Source organism: Alishewanella sp. d11, assembly GCF_049390205.1.
Classification (GTDB): domain Bacteria; phylum Pseudomonadota; class Gammaproteobacteria; order Enterobacterales; family Alteromonadaceae; genus Alishewanella.
In genome coordinates this window covers 2467105-2486654 of record NZ_CP186547.1, presented here as the reverse complement: position 1 = coordinate 2486654, position 19550 = coordinate 2467105, and the positions used below count along the sequence as shown (strand labels likewise).

The window sequence follows — 19550 nt, the reverse complement described above, 5'->3', positions numbered from 1 at the left end:
TACTATCAACCTTAGAAAGGTAACTTCATGCCTGGCGGTAACTGCATACCACCCGTGACTTTCGCCATTTGTTCTTTGTTATTTTCTTCAACCCGACGGGTAGCATCGTTTAGCGCAGCCGCAATCAGATCTTCTAACATTTCTTTATCATCGCTCATCAGGCTTTCATCAATACTTACCCGACGCACATTGTGATTGCCCGTCATGGTCACTTTCACCAAGCCGGCACCGGATTCGCCTGTAACTTCCATATTGGCAATTTCAGCTTGCACTTTTTGCATCTTTTCCTGCATGGCTTGCGCCTGCTTCATAATATTGCCCATACCACCTTTAAACATAGTTTCTCTCTCTTTTATGGCTGTGGAAATGTGTTGGCGACAAGATAATAACTCAGCCCGCAAAATACAAGGTTAATTCACCTGTAGCGTATCTAATTGCAACTGCGCCGCAAAGCGCTGCTGGATTGCCAACACCTTGGGATCTTGTTGTAGCAAACGGCTAACATACTCTTTGCGCTCTTGTTCTATACGCTGTTGAATGGCAATAGGACTATCATTCAGCTCTGAAACATAGGTAATGTCTAAACTAAAACCTGTTACAAAAACTGGACTGAGTGCCTGTTGCAGTTTCTGCCTAAAATCATGTTTATCTAGATGCTGCTGCGTTTGCAGCACCTGCAGCAACACCTTATCTTGCTGTTGTTGCATTGCGCTGTGCAATAAGAACAAACGCATCAACCCCCCCACCGGTAGTTGCTCAATCAATCTTGACCACGGATCTACCTGCGCGGCAAAACGAATAGAAAAACGTTGCTCATCCAATTCATCTGCATCTGCTGCGGGTAAGGCGATAAAGCTTTGTTGCTGCCACCAAGCCTCAGTTAGGGCCTGCTGTTCGGCCAAGCTGACACTGTCATCCGCTGCCTCATCTTCTTGCGGTACGTCCTGAGAAACCACTGCAGTTGGCGCCTGAGGGCGCTCAAACTTTTTTTCCGCTTGCTCTACTTCCACACTTGCAGCGGGGGTAAGTGCCGAAGGTAATGCCACGCCACGTCGCTGCATAATACGCGCCGTAACAGGATCAATACCACTGGGTAATTCCGCCGTCGCCTGTGGCTGCAGTACCTGAGGTGATGCACTGTGCATGGGTGCGGCAACTACTTCAACTTCAGGTACTTCAGTTATGGATTCGGCCTCAGCAAGGGGCGCTTCGCTAACCGCGCTGTCAACCGGTGCTATAGCGACTGGAGTAACAGCTGCAGGCTCAGTTGGCGCTATCAACCTCGGCTCTGGCGAGGGTTTATTTATTGCAGCCGCCGACAAGGCGCTGGAGTGACGAGGAACGTCAGTCGACGAAGCATTGTGCGGTGCTTGCGCTGCCGGTACAAACGCCATGGCACGCAGCAGTGCCATTTCTAAGCCAATCACAGGTTCAGGTGCAAAAGGTAAATCTTTTTTACCACTCAGCAGCAACTGATAGTAAAGCTGAATAGACTCTGGCGTTTGCTCCGCGGCAAGCTGTTGGATAAAGGTGGCTTGCTCACTTAACTCTGCGGCGGCAGGTTGTAACTGGGTCATCGCCGCTAAATGCAACAAGGCAAGCATATCATCCAGCACCTGCTGATAATCAGATTGCTGGCTCAGTAACGCCTCGAGCGCTTGCTTCAATAGGGTGATATCAGCAGCTAACAGAGCGGTTAATAGCTGAACCGACCAACGGGTATCCAGTAAACCGAGCATTTGTCGCACGGGTTCTAAGCTGACCTGACTATTGGTTAACGCAATGGCTTGATCAGTTAAACTGAGTGAGTCGCGCAAACTGCCCTTGGCGGCTTTGGCTAACAAACCAAGGGCGGCAGGCTCAAAAGCAATTTGCTCTGCCGCCAATACGTTGTGCAAGTGCTGCTCAATTTGACTAACAGTCAAGGCTTTTAAACTAAATTGTAAGCAACGCGACAGTACTGTAACCGGCAGTTTCTGCGGATCCGTGGTAGCCAGTAAGAATTTGACATGCGGCGGTGGCTCTTCCAAGGTTTTTAATAACGCATTAAAGCTGTGCCGCGACAACATATGTACTTCGTCAATCAGATAGACTTTAAAACGACCACGACTGGGGGCATATTGCACATTATCTAATAGATCGCGGGTGTCTTCGACTTTGGTACGGGAGGCAGCATCAATCTCCATCAGATCAACAAAGTTACCCGCATCGATTTCCAAACAGGCACTACACTGGCCACAAGGCGTAGCCGTAATACCAGTTTCACAATTCAGGCTTTTTGCAAAAATACGCGCGATGGTGGTTTTACCAACGCCACGCGTACCCGTAAAGAGATAAGCATGATGCAACCGACTGCTGTTAAGGGCATTGGCCAGCGCCGTTTTAACATGCTGCTGCCCCACCAACTCACTGAATTGCCGCGGCCGCCATTTTCTTGCTAATACCTGATAACTCATGCCGGCTGTCCTGAAAAGCTGTAAAGTCGTACTAGCCTAAACTTATTCGCCTTGATACTCAACTAAACTAAACAGTTTCAGGCCAACCGCTTCCAGCCTTGCCACACCACCTAATTCAGGTAACGCGATAACAAAGGCCGCATCCTGCACTTCGCCACCTAATCGGCGCACTAATTTCACTGTTGCATCAATAGTACCGCCAGTGGCTAATAAATCATCAACCAACAACACTTTATCACCTGCCACAATCGCATCCGCATGCAGTTCTAAGGCATCTTCACCGTACTCTAAGGTATAGGCTTGCGAAATGCGCTCACGTGGTAATTTACCTGGTTTGCGAACCGGAACGAAGGATATGCCAAGAGCATAAGCTAAGGGTGCGCCAAAAATAAAACCACGCGATTCAGTACCAATAATCTTAGTGATGCCTGCATGGCGGTAATGTTCGGCAAAGGCATCAATCACTTTACGAAAACTGGCACCATCTTGCATTAAACTGGTGACATCTCGAAAGGTAATGCCCGGTTTTGGATAGTTCTCTACTGTCTTAATCACTTGCTTCAGCTCAAGGCTTAACTGCTGAACATTCATACTAAAATCCTTCATGACAAACCGATAAAAAAGCCGCCCAAGCGGCGGCTATTAAGCTGTCGCTTAGTAGCTTCAGGCCAAAAGTTGTAACCAGCGCAAAATAGGCACTAAACACAATAAACCGGCAAAACAAATAACAAATAATATTACCTGTTTTACGTTTAACGAGTCTTTAAAGTTTTCGTCAGCCATACTACTTCACCGCTTAAAAGTTGATCTGGATCAAATGGATGCATATGGTAATGAAAAAAGCAGCTTTTTGAAAGAAAAACTACATAAGATAGCTAGCAATAACGACGAGACGGATTAGCGCGCCTGCTTGTTACTGGGATAACCCAGCGTTTAGCAAGAATAGATGGGCTATTGACTATTGCCAGCCTTGGTATAATAAAAAAACCTGACTTTATCGAAAATAAAGCCAGGTTTTCATTAACTCAGTACATTAATTACAATTTGGCGACTTTAACCAATCCAGTAACTCTGAGTAAAACTGCATTTTATGATCATAGAATAAGGTATCGCTAAAGTGATCAGCATCAACCAGCTCAACATACTTATGGGTTTTGTTATTGCGCTTTAAACCTTCCACAAATAAACGGCTATGTTCTACCGGAACCCGACTATCGATATCAGGGTGAATCACTAAGATAGGGATATTCACCTTCTCTGTCATCTGTCTTGGTGAAACACCAGTAATAGTTGGACGCTGTAAGCGTGCAAGGAAGGGATCATCATTTAAGGTCGCGTTAATGCGTCCTAAGTCACTCACGCCAGCACCCGCTATCGCACATTGGTAAATATTGTTTTCACGCAGCGAAGCGACAAAGGCAGCATAACCACCATAGCTCCAACCAAACATCGTCAGCTTATTCTTATCGGCTAAACCTAACGACACTAAATGCAATGCCGCATCATCTAAGTCGTCTTGCATGGTCAAGCCCCAGTTATTATCACCGGCTTTCCAATGTTCTAGACCATAGCCAGTTGAACCACGATAGTTAGGTTGCACCACTAAATAACCATGATGTGCTAATAACTGTGCCCACTCATCAAAGACAATACTGTCACGAACCCAAGGACCACCATGTGGCAACACTACAGTAGGATGCGGACCGTCACCTTTAGGGATCGTCAAATACGCATAAACAGTTCTGCCATCTCTTGCTTTATAGTTAATGTAACGTACTTCAGATAAGTGCTCAGCAGTTAACAATGGTAGGCTTTCACCGATTTTTACCAAGTTGGATTTATCCACCAAGAGATAGTAAGTTCCTGGATCAAATGCCGATGAGGTTCTGATCGCAATCGCATTATCATTTAAAGAACGGCTGACTAATTGTACATGTTTATCCGTAAATAAATTTTGGATTGCTTGATAAAGCGCCTGCTCCGCATCGTCAGTAAAGAACAGCTGCGGTTTACTATCGGTGTAAGCTACCGCTAGCAAATTTCCATGACGATCAAATAACAAACCGTCGGTATCCACCTTTTCTAAACCAAATAACCGCTCAGAATGGGTCTTGGTTTTCATATTGTATAAATAGATTCCTGTGGTGTTTTCACCTAGGTTAGCGTTAACATACAGCTCATTAGGATCTTCATTAGAAAAACCCAAAATAGCATAGGTCTCACGGCTGGTAGGCAAGATTTCCTTAATGCGTTGCCATTCGCTGTCGCCTTTTAACCGAGCAAAGACTTCAATCGAGTTTTTGGCGGCATTGTAGCCTTGGGCGATACGCACTTCGCCACTAAAATCAGTGTCAAAACCACCTTGCACGCCACGATCACTTCCACGCGCTATGGTAACTGAACGACCATTGTGAATGTTGTAACGTAAAACATTACCGCCTGATTCAACCAAAATTTCATTTGGGTTATCAATCAGCAAGTCAATTATACGGAAACCAGCACGTGGATTTTCACGGCTTGGATCTAACCACTCACCTTTGCCATCGGCATCAGTAATAGCAATTTTATTTACCCAGTACTTTTCCGCACGGCGTTGAAACAGTTGCCGAAAAGATACAATAATTCGATCATTGCTTAACCAGCTAACAGAAGACACTAACATGCGCGCAGCACCTAAGGTCACTGGCTGAGCGGCTAAATCTTTAGTGCTTCGAATCTCAATAACATAATCACCTTCTTTGCTTGTGGCACGAACCACAGCAACTTTAGCGCCGTCGGGTGAAACCGATACCGTTCTGACCAGAGGCATCATGGCAAAGGCCTCTAAGTCTAATCGTTGTTTGGCATCTGAACTGGCGTTAGCATAACTGGTGGCCGGTAAAGTGAACAAGCTGATAAGCAACGTTACCAAAAGCTTATATAAAGTAAATCGCATATTATCACTCCCTTAAATTAAAAAACTGGCCTGTCAACAGGCCAGTTTAGCGGTTATAACTTTACACTGATAAATTAAAGATCGATGCTAAAGTTTACGTAGACACTGCGTGGTCCCTCATAACCAACACCTAATGGAATGTTGGTATTAGAGAATACACCGCTTTGGTCAACACGTGGAGGCGCTTTGTTAAACAGGTTTCTCACACCGAAAGTAACACGATAATTATCCGGTGAGTAAGATAACGAAGCAGTATGCGTTACAACACTGTCGGTGTACCAAACTGGACGACATCTTAATGCCTGACCTTCAGAGTTTAATAAACCCGTACAGGCTACAGTATTGGCTTCAAATGCTGGCTCAGCATTTTTACCATCACCAATATAACGGGCAAGCCAGTTAAAACGGAAGTCGTCATAGGCTGCCGTAAACTGCGCTGAACCGCGCCATTCTGGCGTTGTTGGGCGGCCAACATATTGGTTAACAGTACCTAACACATCTTCTAACTGGTCTTTCATTTGAGTTGCTTGTACATCAAGACTTAAGCGCAGATTTTTCTCTGCTACCACAAAGTCTTTTTGCGTGAACAAGTTGTAGTCCAAACCTTTAGATGTGATTAAACCAATATTAATAAAGCTTGAATCAACCAAATCAATACGACCGGTCGCATCACGCTGAATGCGAGAACAGAACGCAGTATTACCAATACCATCTTCAGGGTAACATTGACCGATACTATAACCTGCTGAAGGCTCAGCAATACTGTTAGTAACTTCAATATTAAAGCGTGTTACAGACAGAGTTAAATCAAACGCATCAGTAAATGGCTGTTCGAAAACAAAACCGTAAGTTTTCGCTTTAGAAGTCTCTTCAGACAATAAAGTAGTACCACCTGTCACAACTTCAGTACTGTTAGTAGAAGTAAATACTGGGGTACCATTAGCACCAATACCTAAGGTTGTTGGATCAACACCGTTGGCAGCACAAGCCGCTAATACTGTTGCCTCACGATTATCCAAAGTTGGATCATAAGTGATTGGCGCGTTAGGATCTACGCTGTCACGAACACGCGCTACATCAGGCACCACACAAGGGTCAAACAAGCTGGAGAAGCCGGTAGTACCGTTTAAGAAACGCTCACGTAAGTTAGGTGCACGATAAGACGTACCTTGGGTACCACGTAAGGTGAACCAGTCTACCGGACGGTAAACGGCTTTTAAGCTGTAAGTAGAGGCCGCATCATAGAATGATTCCTCAGAAATACGACCAGAAGCCGTTAAGGTTAACTCGTGTGCTAAAGGTGCACCTCTTAATAACGGTAACTCAAATTCACTGAACACTTCTTTCAGATTTCTTGAACCATCAGCACCTTGGTCAGTGAAGTAAAACATCAACAAACCTTCAGTGGCCACATCGTTAGCATTGGTTTCAATACTGTCTCTTCTAAATTCCGCACCCACGATACCCGATACTGTTTCACCGTTCCATGGTAATGAGAACACGTCACCACCAATAAAACCGTTAACTACAGTTTGTGCAACCTTGGTTTGCATAGTACGGTCAGCAAATAAGAACGCTTCCTCAGCAGGTGTTAAACGACCACCGCCCTCTTGGAAAATGTTAGGCGCAAACATATTTACTGCCACACAACCATTAGAAGTATCACGACAAGTGATAGAACCATCTGGATTTACCACTGCATCGATAGACTGAGCAAAACGCTCGCTATGGATACCTTGACGCCAGTCATCGCCGGTTGATGCACTGTGCGAAACGTAGAAATCATAATAGGCGTTTTCAACACCGACTTTCTCAAGTGCTAATAAATTGGCAGTTACACCGGCAACAGCACGGTATTGCGATACTTCGATATCAAAAACATCACGATCACCGCGAAGGTTGACAATAGGATCAGCGTCTACTGCAGCTGGTCGCACACCTAAACCACCTAGCACAGCATTACAATTAATACCGTTGGTACCACATGGGTTATAAGGGTTGCTCGCTGGAATAGTTGGGAAGAACTGTGCGCCAGGACGGAACATGGGAGATTCACGTTTGGCATATAAACCTTCAAAATAGAAGGTGGTGTCATTGGCATCTTGTAAACCATATTCACCATTCAACATGACCGATATACGTTTTTGCGCAGAGGTATAATCGCCACTTCTGTAATACTCTGAGTTTTGGAAGGCGTAGAAAGGATCAAATAAATCTACGTCAACAAAACCATCACCATTACCATCAATAATAGTGGTATTGTTTACACCATCACCATTGGCATCTGCAGCGACCCAAGTTGGTAACAAACCCGCAAAGCGCAGGGCAATATTAGGACGACTAAAGTTAGGATTACCGATGTTGGTATAGCCCGGAGTATAGTAAGCAGAACCAAAGAAGTTATCGAAGAATACTCGGTTGGTTAGCGGGAACAGGTGACAAGTATCAGCATCGTAACCTCGCTCTAACGGGCCTACGCCACCGTAACGCGTAATGATGCGGCCATCTTCAGATTCAAAAATCCGCTCAGAACAACCTTGGGTAAAGGCATAACCACCACGCGTTTGGCGTTTTTGATCTTGGTATTCAGCACCGATAGTGATAAAACCTCTATCAGTGGTTTTACCCCACATACCAGATAGCACAAATTCCTGACCGCCCTCACCTTTAGGCATACGGTAACCACTTTGGAAAGAGAAGCCATCCACATCTTTTTTCAGGATAACGTTTGATACACCTGCTACAGCATCAGAACCGTATACAGTAGAAGCACCATCAAATAAGTTTTCAATACGCTGAATCATTACGCCAGGAATAAGGTTTAAGTCAGGCGAGGTAGGTGCGCCACCTACACCGGCTGGTGCCATCCGACGACCATTAATTAATACCAGAGTACGTTCGGCGCCTAATCCGCGGAAACCGATAGTTGATGCACCAGGACCGTTATCTAAAACGAAACCACCAAAGGTGTTATCAATCTGTTGACCCGCAGCTTGGTTACTCGATTGTAAGATAGACGCGGCATCCAGTAAGCCTAGCTCACGCGAGACATCACCGCTAATAACTTGAATAGGCGAGGCATTCGAAAACTCTGCTCTTCTTAAACGCGAACCGGTTACAATAATCCGCTCCGGAGCCGCTTCTGCAACTTCTTGTGTAGTTGTTTCTACTTTTTGTTCTACGTCTTCTTCAGTTGTTTGAGCGGCAAGGCTACCAGCAAAAGCAATGGACGATGCAGCTCCAAAAGTTATCGCTAAGCGTATAGCTTTGCTAAGCTTATTATTTTTAAACATATTTACTCCCTGGCCCCTCTTTTTAGAGGGTCTCGATAATTATTTTTTTATAGCACTTATTTGTTGCAAGGGACTATCCCTATCTGGAATAGCCTTGTCTTCTAATATGCAGCAAAAAAAAATATGGTCAACCCTAAATGCGATTATTTGCAGACAATTTTGCAACTTTTTTACCTAGCTATTGTCCTGCCGTTGCGAGATTTAAATCATCGAGTTTATGGCGAGCACAGAAAGGTGAAATTAGCTAAATTATTGAGAATTATTAGCGTTAAAAACGTATAAAAAAAGCCTCGATAATTCGAGGCTTTTAACATTTAAGCTTAACTTAAGCTTAGAACTTTAATGACATACCTAAACGGTAAGTACGACCTAACATATCGTAATAACCTGGGAAGGTATTACCACTGTTTACAGAAGTACCACCGGCTTCACCACCAACTACTGGCGCAGCTTTATCAAACAGGTTATCAACACCAAAACGGATGGTGATATTGTCAGAGGCTACGTAAGAGGTTGATAAATCAAAGTAGCTATAAGAGCCAATTTGACGGAATGGCGCAAAAGTACCAGCTTGTTGAGCAGTTTCGCGCTCAATTGAACCTAAGTAACGCCATAACAGAGAAACTGATAGATCATTGTAAGACCAAGTCGTCCGTTGTGATGCTTTCAACTCATGCTGTGGGTTACAGTTAGTGCCGTAGAAACCGTTACAATCGATTTCAGTAGCTACTGGCGAGCTTAAACGCTTAGCTTCCAGGTATTTGTTGATGTTACCGGCAAAATCTAACATGCCGTACTCACCTAAATCAAAACCAAAGTTAAACGCCGCTTCTACACCACGGGTTCTTAAGTAAGATAAGTTAGTGGTATAAGCTTGCACACCAGCACCTGGTACGTTCAGAGAACCACCGATACGCGTGATCTGAGCACACTGGCTAGCAATGCCTAAATCATAACAACCATCAAGGATTTCTTGCGCAGTGTTTTCACCGATATAACCGTTTACATCGATGTCATAGTAATCAACAGAGAACTGAACACGTTTTACGCTGTCAAAGGTTGGGTTCCAAACAAAGCCGGCAGTAAAGGTATTAGCAGTTTCTTCGTTAGGTAAAGCGCTTGGATTTGAACCAGACAATACGTTAATCTGACCAGAAACAATATCCGCTACCTGACCTACTTGAGCTGCAGTCATACCTGTTGCGATACAACGCTCACGTAAGGTGGCACTGATACTGGTATTCGCAATTGAACATGGATCTAAGTCAGCATTATCCAAACCAGTTGTTAAAGGCGCATATAACTCACCAACGTTAGGGGCACGAGTTGCTTTTTGCTTCATCACGCGAACTAACAACTCGTCAACTGGACGCCATGCTAAACCTAGCTTCCAGCTACCGGCAGTACCGATGGTGTCATAGTTAGAATAACGATAGCCGAATTCTAACTCTAGGATATCAACAATAGGCTTGCCTTCAATTAGAGCAAGTTTACCTTCACCAAAGATTTCATTTACGCGGAATGAACCGCCAACTGGCAGAGAGTTACCACCAGCGCCACCTAAACAGCTAGTAGGTGCTAACTTTAAACACTCGTCTGGATTGAAATTAGCAATTTCTTCACGGTATTCATAACCGATGCTTACTGACAACGGTGTATCAGCAAAAGGCGATACCACAGCCTCAATTGGACCATCCGCTACCGCTGAGACTACACGCTGTTGATATTCAGTAGTTGAGAAAGCGGTAGCAGAAGCATAAGCCGCCATTTCAGGGGTAATGGTACCAAAGCCACCAAATACGTTTAACGGCACACAACCTGGGCCAGTTAAACAGGTAGAGGTGTTAGTCGCATTAAGTGCATTCGCTATGTTAGCAATGTTGGTGTAACCCGCATTGCTGTTAACACGATTGGTTTCACCGTGCTGTACAGAAATATCATAGGCCCAATCATTGATAAAGCCTTTCACACCACCGACCAATTGGAATTGATCTGTGTTAAAGCTGGTAGAACGAGGACCTAACTCAGGTGTACGGCGGAATACAGATAGTAGTAACGAGTCTGCTTCATCTACCACACCATTGTTGTTTAAATCACGCCATGTGGTTAAACCTGGGCCATTTAATGCAGCGATATTAGCATTAGCGCCAGTAAGAATTGCGCTTCTAGCTTGCTCAGAAAAGAACGGGTTAGCCATTGGTACCATAAAGGTATTACCGAAGATACCTGATGGCGCAATTTGCTGACGCACGCTAGTGTTAGTAAAGTTAAATGAACCATAAACCGTGGTATCGTCATTTACTTCATATTGCGCTAACGCAGTTGCCGTATAGCGCTTAGATGGTGTTTGATAATAGTTGTAGGGGTTAAAGTTAAATACCGCACATGGCGAACCTAACACTAAACGACCATCGTCACGGAACTGACCCGATACGGCAGGTACACCAACGATACCCACACGAGTAGGAATACCGGTACCACTACCACCGCCAGGAGCAACAGCATTAGGTGCATTCTGACCACAAAGTGCATCAGTTGGCGGTAAGGGTGCTACACCATTTAAGAAGTTACTGTAGTTAGCGCCATTCGCTGTTGCAATACCATAATTACCCAGCGATCTTTGACCTAATAATAGAGGATCACGGTCATACCAGCTGAACGATACTACCGCATTACCTTTGTCACGATCAAAATTACCGCCCAATGTTAAAGCGATATTATCTGTAAAGGCATCGGCTTCGGCTGTTCTTGAATGGCCCAGATCTAACTGTACGCCTTCAAAGTTGTTTTTCATAATGAAGTTAACAGCGCCAGAGATCGCGTCAGAACCGTAAACGGCTGAAGCACCACCGGTCACCACTTCAACACGGTCAATTAACGCGGTTGGGATAGTTGATGTATCAACAGTACCTGCTGTATTGAAAGGTACAACCCGCTTACCGTTCACTAAGATTAAGCTACGGTTAGCACCTAAACCGCGTAAGCTGATCGTTGCCGCACCACCAGTACCGTTGTTTACGTTGCTGTTGTCACCTGGTAAGGCACCAGGTAATACACGTAACACACGCTCAACTTCAGGTTGCTGCTGAGCTTCAATTTCAACAGAGCCGATAGTATTGATTGGGCTAGTTGACATGGCATTCGCGCTACGGATCCGGCTACCAGTAACCGAAATACGCTCTACTTTTTCTTCTGCAGCAGGCGCTTCTTGCTGAGCCATTGCTGTACCAGAGTACATAGCAACAGAAGATGCACCTACTATCAATGCTAGACGCACAGCACCTGATATTTTATTAGTTTTAAACATGTATATCTCCCTGGACCACATTTGAGTGATTCTGTTTTTGATTCTGCTTTTGTCAATTACTGACTGCGATGTGATGCATTGGAATTCCGATGAATGACTCGCATGTAACGCCATCTGATAATAAACGTAATTTTTCTGATTGGTCAACCGCTTTTGCGGAACAATTTTCTGAATAGCTTGTCGCGTCACTACCTATGATGACTTTGAGAACAACAGTACTTTACAGTAATGATGCAAAGTTTTGCTTATAAAAGCAGAAAAACACATAAAACTTACAAAATATGCAAAATGTAACTTTTTTAGGCAGTCAACCTGCATAATCAGGAAGGATGACGTAAACTAAACCTTACAAAATTTCAGGGTAGTAGCAGTAAGCAATGCTCTATTTTTTCTGTTGGCTTTCCATACTAAAAATCTCAAAATCACTAATGGCTTAGCATTTATAGGCAGGTTACAATTAAAAAACTGTACATTCATACAGATCAACTATGCTAACTGAGAGTTTAAAACAACAAATTCGCGCCATTCATCAACAGTTAAAAACCAGCTTATCGGGTTATCAACCTCGACCAACGCAAAATAAACTGATTGCTGAAATCGCTTCAATTATTGCTGGACAGTATCACCGGCACGATCGTATTGGTTTAATCGAAGCCGGTACTGGTACAGGCAAATCTTTGGCGTACTTGTTAGGAACCCTACCCTACGCATTGTCGCAAAAAAAGACGCTGGTGGTAGCAACCGCCACTGTCGCTTTGCAAGAACAATTAGTGCTAAAAGACCTGCCTTTTTTTCATCAACACAGCGGGCTTGAGTTTAATTTTACTTTAGTGAAAGGTCGACAGCGTTACGCTTGCATACAACGCTTACAGCAGAAAATTCAGCAGCCGATGTTATTTAGCCAGAGCGAACCTGCGCCGGAAGAGCAGCAAGTGTTACAGCGGTTATTGGTGGCGTGGCACGAGCGGCGTTGGTTGGGCGATCGCGATACCTTACCTGAAACAGTCAGCGATGCACTCTGGGCAACCTTGCAAGCGGATGCGCATGTTTGTAGCAAAACCCAAAGGCAGCATTTACATTGTCCTTTTCACTTGTCGCGAGCGGAAATCAGTGATTCACAGGTATTAGTGGTTAACCACAGTTTACTTTTCTCTGATTTATTAAATGGCAACACGGTATTACCAGAACCAGCCGAGTGCATCTATGTTATTGATGAAGCGCATCATTTAGCCGCCTGCGCGCGCGAGCTTTTAAGTGCACAGGCGCAATTGGCAGATAATGGGCGCTGGCTAGAGAAGCTAAGAAAAAGCTTGCAGCAGTTACAAAATATCTTACCAGAAACCGCCTTGCGGGATGTGTTAAAACTCGATGATGCTGTGAGCGACTTTTTTGCCGCGCTAAAACCCATTGAACGCAGCTTAACGGACTATCTGCCGAAGTGGTTTAGCACAACAACGCAGCAAGAATATCGCTTTCAGCATGCCGCCTTGCCAAAACTTTGGCAACAGCAAGCAGAAACACTCTGGCAAAATGCACTAAAAGCAGCTAATGGCTGTGAAAAATGTTTAGCAGAGCTCCAACTTAAACTGGCTGAGCAGAAAAAACCGATCTCTAGCTGGTATAATCTGTTACAAGAGTTAGCCTATGCAAAACAGCGGTTTGAACAGCAACATGCACTATGGCAACTATTACATCACCCACAAACAGAGCCTGCCTGGCAAGCGCGTTGGCTAAGTCGAGAAAGTGCAACAGCCACGCCACTCTTTCTACACGCCAGCCCGTTAGCTGCCAGTTTGCAATTAGACACACTGTTGTTTAGCAAAGCTTATGCTAGTGTGTTGTGCTCAGCGACGTTAACGGCGCTAAATTCTTTTGACTATGCCAAACGCGAGTTGGGGCTTACTGAGCACCCAGGGCTGCAGTGCCTGCAAGTGGATTCCCCTTTTGCTTATGCTAAACAAGCCGAAATTGTGATTCCGAAAACTGCTTGTGAACCCACTGCGCCTGAGTTTACTGCAGAGTTAATCCGTCTTTTACCGCAATACTTACAAGCTAATGAAGGCTCGCTAATACTCTTTGCTTCTTATTGGCAAATGCAGCAAGTGGCTAAGGCACTGCGCGATCAAGGTTTTTCTCTCTTGGTTCAAGGCGAAGCCTCAAGACAAGCGTTATTACAGCTCCATGCGCAGCAAGTACAACATGGCCAGCGTAGTATTTTATTTGGTACGCAAAGCTTCTCGGAGGGGCTCGATTTACCGGGCAAGCTGCTGACGAATTTGATTATTACCAAACTACCCTTTGCTGTACCCACCTCGCCACTAGAAGAAGCCTTAAGCGAGGCCATTAGTGCCCGCGGCGGCAATGCGTTTTTACAGCTGAGTATTCCAGCGACGGCAAAAAAACTGGTACAGTCTTGTGGTAGACTATTGCGCCAGGAGCAAGATGAAGGGCGGATCATTATTTTAGATCGTCGCCTAGTCAGTAAAACCTATGGTAAAGCCATGTTAGATGCTCTACCACCGTTTCGACGCGTTATTGAGTATTAACAGGATAAAGTACAACCATGCCAGATATTATGCTTACCACTGAACTTTTGCTGTTACTGTGCAGTGTGGCCTTTATTGCTGGCTATATTGATGCCATTGCGGGGGGCGGGGGTTTATTAACGGTACCGGCATTACTTACAGCAGGTTTACCGCCTCATGTGGTACTTGGCACCAACAAACTGGCCGCAACCTTTGGTTCACTAACTGCTTCACTGACCTACTATCGGAAAAAGCTATTTGACCCCGTCTATTGGCGTTACAGTGTCCTGTTTACCGCCCTAGGCGCACTGCTCGGCACCTTAGTGGTTGACCAACTGAGTACTGAATTATTGGAAAAAATTCTGCCTTTATTAATTTTATTTGCCGCCATCTACACCCTATTTAATCGAATGCAGCCTGACGACCGCCTGACCCTACCCGAGCCAAGTCGCAAGCTTTATTGGCAACAGCGTATCCAAGGTCTCACGCTAGGCTTTTATGATGGTGTTGCCGGCCCAGGTACGGGTGCCTTTTGGATGGTATCCACCATGGCAATGTATAAAATTAATATGTTGCTGACTAGCGGTGTGGCACGCACCATGAATTTTGTTAGTAATGGTTTTTCTCTGGCGGCATTTATTATTTTGGGCCATGTCCATTTCAAACTGGGCATTGCTATGGGGCTATGTTTAATGTTTGGCGCCTGGCTGGGTGCGCATTCTGCTATCCGCTTTGGCAGCAAGTTTATTCGTCCGATTTTTATTAGCGTGGTCATTGCCATTGCCGTGCGTTTGGCTTGGCAAGCTTGGGGACAACATGGATGAATAGCGTGACACAGCGCCAAATTAGCCAGTTAAAGGCACAATTACAACAACTTTTAAGCTGGGCGCAACAGCTTGATGCAAAGAAAAAACCCGGCAAACCTCAACATTGGTTTGACTCAAGCTTGTTTAGTTGTCACTCCCCGGATTTGGCTGACTATGTGTTAGAAAGCCTCAGGCATCTTGAGCATCTGCAACAACAGGGTGAGCAACTCTCCAGCGCGGCCAGACAACGCCTGACTGAACGGCTAAATGCCCAGATTAATGCGCTTACTTTAGCCTTTCGTAACCGTGACTCGCGACAATTAGCCGCAGTAAACCTGCGCACCAAAGCGGTCGTGCAACAGCTTGCAGCTAGCAGCCAGCAGCTATACCAACAGTTAAGTGAGTATCAACAATTTGAAAATCGCTTACTGGATATGGTGCGGTTAGCTGAACGCGATAGCAGCAGTGACGCTACACTGAAAACGCTTGCCCTGCATGCCCGTCTTGGGCGTTGTCGCAAAGCCATTAATGAAGTAGAACAAGCGATACAGCAACTGGAAACGGGACAACGATCATGAGTTTAGCCTTACCGCCGTTGATTTATCATAGGTGCTACAGTGAACTCGATTTACCGCCGAACCATCGCTATCCAATTGGTAAATACCGCACCCTTTATCAAAGTTTATTAGCGCTGGGTGTTCCGGAGAGTCACTTTACTGCGGCTTCCCCCGTCACAGCGCACGCGCTGAGCACGGTGCATTGTCCAGACTATGTGCAAGCACTCTGTTACGGCAAGCTGGATCCAAAAGCGATGCGACGCATCGGTTTTCCGTGGTCAGAGCAACTTATCCAACGCTCGTTGACGTCGCTCGGCGGCACCCTACAAACCGCAGAGCATGCCTTAACCCATGGCGTGGCACTGCATTTAAGTGGCGGCTATCATCACGCCTTTGCTAACGCAGGCAGTGGTTTTTGTTTATTTAACGACCTTGCTTTTGCTGCGCAAACCCTGCAGCAACAAGGGGTGGGCCCGATTTTAATTTTTGATTTAGATGTCCATCAAGGGGATGGCACAGCAGAAATTTTTCAAGATAACCCCGGCATTATTACCGCCTCAATCCACTGCGAAAAAAATTTCCCGGCGCGCAAACAAGTATCAGATTGGGATATCGGCCTAAGCCCTAGCTGTACTGATGCCGAGTACTTAGAGGCCGTTAGCCAAAGCTTAGAGACCTTACTAAATTGGTATCAGCCGGAATTAGTGCTGTACGATGCAGGCGTCGATGTGCATCAAGATGATGATTTAGGGCTTTTGCAGTTAAGTACTGAAGCAGTAGCAGAACGCGATCGGCGAGTGTTTACCAGCTGCCGGCAACGCAACATCCCTGTTGCGGCAGTCATCGGCGGCGGCTATCAGCGCGACTTAACCGCGCTAAGCAACGTGCATCTGCAGCTGTTCAAAGCGGCCTTCACTGTGTTTGGCTCAAGCTTGGGGCGAGAAATAAAAACCTAATTGGCGTTTAATCGCTGGCGGTAAGGCCGGCAAGGCGGTTTTAGGCAATAAAAATGTCGCCATGCTAAACAAGTCTGTAAAAATTCGATTCTTTTCAGTGGTACGCTTTAAATAGTCATGACCCGAAGAGCCACCAGTGCCGATTTTGCTGCCTAACATCCGCTGCACCATCATGGCATGCTTATACCGCCAAATCGTTAGTTGCTCATCCACCTCTGTCAGACAAGTCAATAACTGAAAGGGTAAATTAAACATCGGCTCTTCCTGATACAAATTAATAAACAAGGCTGACAGCATGGCTTTTTGACTTAAGCGGAAGCTACCAGCTTGTTGCAGGGCTTGATATTTATTTTCATCCAGTAATGCAGCAAATTTCTCATGTGTACGCGCAATTTCGTTAAGTTGTAACTCGCGCTCATGTTCCGCTATTTGCTCAATTTGCTCCACGATGGCTTTATCTTGCGCCAACATGCTTTGCGTAGCCTGTTGATACATTTGCCAAAAGCAAAAATCATTAAATTGTAAAAAGGGCATCCGTTCCAGCCACTTCTCAACTCGCTCAAATAAGCTCGGCTGTTGCTCTAACCCTTGTAAAAATTCACGATCTGGCTGATTTAAACGGCTATAAAACGAGTTTTTATCAAAATCGATCCGATACTCACTTTTCAAACCTAAGCCAATTTCTAACATTTTAAATTGGATGCTTTGAAAACCGGACGCTGGCACTAAGTAGTCGCGAAATGCCATAAAGTCTTGCGGTGTCATGGTCTCGAGTACCGCAATTTGCTGATTGAGCAATTGTTGAATACTAATAATCCGTTTGAGTTTATGCACGAGACCAGTCAGCTGCTCGTCTTTGACTTCTTCTGCCGCAAATACCGCCATTACCGCTTTTAACTCATGTAAGATTTGCTTAAACCAAAGCTCATACACCTGATGCACAATGATAAATAAGGTTTCATCATGCGCTTCAGCACCATAGCGGGCACTTTCTGTAGCTTGCGCCGTGAGAATTTTGTCTAGTTGCAGATAATCGCCGTAGTAACAGGGGGTAGTATTTTTTTGCATGCGACACACTCTTAGTATTGTTTTGCCGCATTGTAACAAGGCTGCTTACTAACTCAATCTTTCTGTGGTCTTTTCGCACGAAGCTGATTATGCTTAATACCTTACCAACTCGGAAAGAGAGCCTAACCATGAAACTGGATGACGATATTCATAACTATTATGAAAAATTGGTATTAGAGCATATTGCTGCACTGGGTGTTGAGCAGGAAAAAGACAGCGAGTATTTAGCTGATCTATGTTGTATCTCGTTGAATTTATTACCGCCTCGTTATATCCGCTATGAAGTAGACATGGCGTTTTATTTGCCACAGAGCGAGCGGTTTGAAATGACACTTAAGGTAAAAGAAGCCGTAAGTCGGGCAATGAATTTTTTAGACAATCAATAAGGTTAAATGCTATTGGCATGGTGGGTGGCAATCCCACCAGCCACATCCCGGCACATACGTCATAAACTGTGGCTGCTTCCTTCCGGACCTGACCAGGTTCGCCTACTAGTATTGCGAGAGGACCAATGGGACTACCATAGTAACCAATTAAGGCTGCGGCATTATCCGTAAAACACCCGCTGGTTGCAAGCCCTATCCTAATTTATCCAGTTTTACTGTCGATAAAATCAACAACTTAGTTTTGTAATGCTTGTTGGTATTTTTCTAATAAGGCTTTAAAACGCTGCTGCTGCTCTGGCGATAAGCGTAATACCTGCTTTTGCGCTTCAGGCAAGGCTTCTAGCTGTTCATCAGCATAGGTATACATCACCGAGGGACGAATCAGTTCAGCATTGGTTATGGCATTGGGTGTGGCGAGCAATACTGCAATCGCCTGTTGCAGACGCTGGTCAAAGGTTAAGTCAGGATAGCCCAGCTCAGCAAAAGCTTCATCTAACAAAGGTTGATAGCGCTGTTTTAATGCCAGCAATTGCCTAACAGGTACACTTTCTAATAATTGAATATAAGGCTCATAACGCTGGGCGTTGCTACTTGTCACTTGGAACCGATTTTCTGCAATTTCGGTTACCTGAAATGCACTGGCGGGGTTTATCAATACCGGCTGCCCTGCAACGAGTTGCCCTTGCGCCACATTATCGACCGTGACCACAAAGTGTCTGATCATTTCTTCCCGATTAAACAGCGCTGCTAATCCTGCTTTCCAATTTAACGCCAGCAAATCGGCACTTAACGCTTTATCGGATTCATTTAACGGCGGTAATGGCGGCAATGCTGGCTGTGTTGCTGTAGGTTCAACGCTGGTGGTAGTTTCTGCCAGTTGTTGCGGTGCAGCAGTTGGTTCCTCAACAACCGTTACCACTGGTTCAACCGGTGCGGATGCCACCTGCTCAGGCTCAGGGACTGGAACGATAGCAGGCTGAGTGTCAGCTTGCTGCACCATAGGGGGCAACATAACGGGCTCAATATTTTGCTTATCATCCTTAAATAATAGCCAAGATGCCACAATGATGACCATAGCCACAGCGGCCAAACCAGCGTAATACACCGCTTGACCAGTACCTGAATTTTGTTCTGACATTTTACCTTACCTATCACTTTGGAAAAACAGACCCATCGGGGCACTTAGCATTGCATTATTTTGAAATATCAGCAATATACTACTTGCAGAGCATAAAAAGTCGAAAAAGTTCAGTTAAGGATC

Annotated in this window: 13 protein-coding genes and 1 other RNA gene; 5 read left to right on the top strand and 9 right to left on the bottom strand. The window is 45.1% G+C overall.

The features are described from left to right. Positions 1-11 precede the first annotated feature (11 nt). The 6 genes from ACO1PK_RS11385 to ACO1PK_RS11360 form a co-directional block, all read right to left on the bottom strand. Positions 12-338 carry a YbaB/EbfC family nucleoid-associated protein gene (locus ACO1PK_RS11385; protein WP_423185746.1) on the bottom strand — a complete coding sequence of 109 codons (327 nt, stop codon included), beginning with the start codon at positions 336-338 and terminating at the stop codon, positions 12-14. Positions 339-410: 72 nt separating this feature from the next. Further along, positions 411-2456 carry a DNA polymerase III subunit gamma/tau gene (dnaX, locus tag ACO1PK_RS11380; RefSeq protein WP_423185745.1) on the bottom strand — a complete coding sequence of 682 codons (2046 nt, stop codon included), beginning with the start codon at positions 2454-2456 and terminating at the stop codon, positions 411-413. A gap of 42 nt (positions 2457-2498) precedes the next feature. Continuing rightward, positions 2499-3047 carry an adenine phosphoribosyltransferase gene (gene apt, locus ACO1PK_RS11375; protein ID WP_423185744.1) on the bottom strand — a complete coding sequence of 183 codons (549 nt, stop codon included), beginning with the start codon at positions 3045-3047 and terminating at the stop codon, positions 2499-2501. Positions 3048-3489: 442 nt separating this feature from the next. Next, the gene (locus tag ACO1PK_RS11370; RefSeq protein ID WP_423185743.1) at positions 3490-5391 is read right to left on the bottom strand and encodes an alpha/beta hydrolase family protein; all 1902 of its coding nucleotides are present in this window, start codon (positions 5389-5391) and stop codon (positions 3490-3492) included. Positions 5392-5465: 74 nt separating this feature from the next. Next, positions 5466-8684: a TonB-dependent receptor domain-containing protein gene (locus tag ACO1PK_RS11365; protein WP_423185742.1), complete on the bottom strand. Its 3219-nt coding sequence runs from the start codon at positions 8682-8684 to the stop codon at positions 5466-5468. A 331-nt stretch (positions 8685-9015) separates the two neighbouring features. Continuing rightward, positions 9016-11991, bottom strand: a complete 2976-nt coding sequence (locus ACO1PK_RS11360; RefSeq protein ID WP_423185741.1) for a TonB-dependent receptor domain-containing protein — start codon at positions 11989-11991, stop codon at positions 9016-9018. Between the two features lie 488 nt (positions 11992-12479). On the opposite strand from ACO1PK_RS11360, the gene dinG reads away from it, so the two are divergent. From dinG to ACO1PK_RS11340, 4 genes are read left to right on the top strand one after another with little or no spacing between them, the layout of a single operon-like run. Continuing rightward, a complete protein-coding gene (gene dinG, locus ACO1PK_RS11355; protein ID WP_423185740.1) occupies positions 12480-14537 on the top strand; it encodes an ATP-dependent DNA helicase DinG in 2058 nt (685 codons plus the stop codon). Between the two features lie 17 nt (positions 14538-14554). Then, positions 14555-15340: a sulfite exporter TauE/SafE family protein gene (locus tag ACO1PK_RS11350; RefSeq protein WP_423185739.1), complete on the top strand. Its 786-nt coding sequence runs from the start codon at positions 14555-14557 to the stop codon at positions 15338-15340. After that, complete coding sequence (gene priC, locus ACO1PK_RS11345; RefSeq protein ID WP_423185738.1) at positions 15337-15900, top strand: primosomal replication protein PriC; 564 nt, start codon at positions 15337-15339, stop codon at positions 15898-15900. Before ACO1PK_RS11350 ends, priC begins: the two co-directional genes overlap by 4 nt. Then, the gene (locus ACO1PK_RS11340) at positions 15897-16835 is read left to right on the top strand and encodes a histone deacetylase (protein WP_423185737.1); all 939 of its coding nucleotides are present in this window, start codon (positions 15897-15899) and stop codon (positions 16833-16835) included. Before priC ends, ACO1PK_RS11340 begins: the two co-directional genes overlap by 4 nt. Here the strand turns inward: ACO1PK_RS11340 and ACO1PK_RS11335 are convergent. Continuing rightward, complete coding sequence (locus ACO1PK_RS11335) at positions 16806-17903, bottom strand: tryptophan 2,3-dioxygenase family protein (RefSeq protein WP_423185736.1); 1098 nt, start codon at positions 17901-17903, stop codon at positions 16806-16808. The genes ACO1PK_RS11340 and ACO1PK_RS11335 overlap by 30 nt on opposite strands. Before the next feature lie 128 nt (positions 17904-18031). Between ACO1PK_RS11335 and ACO1PK_RS11330 the strand changes: the two genes are divergently transcribed. Beyond that, on the top strand, positions 18032-18289 hold the full coding sequence (locus ACO1PK_RS11330; RefSeq protein ID WP_423188205.1) for a late competence development ComFB family protein: 258 nt from the start codon (positions 18032-18034) through the stop codon (positions 18287-18289). A 31-nt stretch (positions 18290-18320) separates the two neighbouring features. Here ACO1PK_RS11330 and ffs read toward each other — a convergent pair. Next, an RNA gene (gene ffs / locus ACO1PK_RS11325) (signal recognition particle sRNA small type) lies at positions 18321-18417 on the bottom strand. Between the two features lie 107 nt (positions 18418-18524). After that, the gene (locus tag ACO1PK_RS11320; RefSeq protein WP_423185735.1) at positions 18525-19427 is read right to left on the bottom strand and encodes a DUF3014 domain-containing protein; all 903 of its coding nucleotides are present in this window, start codon (positions 19425-19427) and stop codon (positions 18525-18527) included. Positions 19428-19550 lie beyond the last annotated feature (123 nt).

Excerpts from the sequence above, each read along its gene's own strand:
- ACO1PK_RS11385 (WP_423185746.1), bottom strand. The coding sequence starts at position 338 with ATGTTTAAAGGTGGTATGGGCAATATTATGAAGCAGGCGCAAGCCATG.
- dnaX (WP_423185745.1), bottom strand. The coding sequence starts at position 2,456 with ATGAGTTATCAGGTATTAGCAAGAAAATGGCGGCCGCGGCAATTCAGT.
- apt (WP_423185744.1), bottom strand. The coding sequence starts at position 3,047 with ATGAATGTTCAGCAGTTAAGCCTTGAGCTGAAGCAAGTGATTAAGACA.
- ACO1PK_RS11370 (WP_423185743.1), bottom strand. The coding sequence starts at position 5,391 with ATGCGATTTACTTTATATAAGCTTTTGGTAACGTTGCTTATCAGCTTG.
- ACO1PK_RS11365 (WP_423185742.1), bottom strand. The coding sequence starts at position 8,684 with ATGTTTAAAAATAATAAGCTTAGCAAAGCTATACGCTTAGCGATAACT.
- ACO1PK_RS11360 (WP_423185741.1), bottom strand. The coding sequence starts at position 11,991 with ATGTTTAAAACTAATAAAATATCAGGTGCTGTGCGTCTAGCATTGATA.
- dinG (WP_423185740.1), top strand. The coding sequence starts at position 12,480 with ATGCTAACTGAGAGTTTAAAACAACAAATTCGCGCCATTCATCAACAG.
- ACO1PK_RS11350 (WP_423185739.1), top strand. The coding sequence starts at position 14,555 with ATGCCAGATATTATGCTTACCACTGAACTTTTGCTGTTACTGTGCAGT.
- priC (WP_423185738.1), top strand. The coding sequence starts at position 15,337 with ATGAATAGCGTGACACAGCGCCAAATTAGCCAGTTAAAGGCACAATTA.
- ACO1PK_RS11340 (WP_423185737.1), top strand. The coding sequence starts at position 15,897 with ATGAGTTTAGCCTTACCGCCGTTGATTTATCATAGGTGCTACAGTGAA.
- ACO1PK_RS11335 (WP_423185736.1), bottom strand. The coding sequence starts at position 17,903 with ATGCAAAAAAATACTACCCCCTGTTACTACGGCGATTATCTGCAACTA.
- ACO1PK_RS11330 (WP_423188205.1), top strand. The coding sequence starts at position 18,032 with ATGAAACTGGATGACGATATTCATAACTATTATGAAAAATTGGTATTA.
- ACO1PK_RS11320 (WP_423185735.1), bottom strand. The coding sequence starts at position 19,427 with ATGTCAGAACAAAATTCAGGTACTGGTCAAGCGGTGTATTACGCTGGT.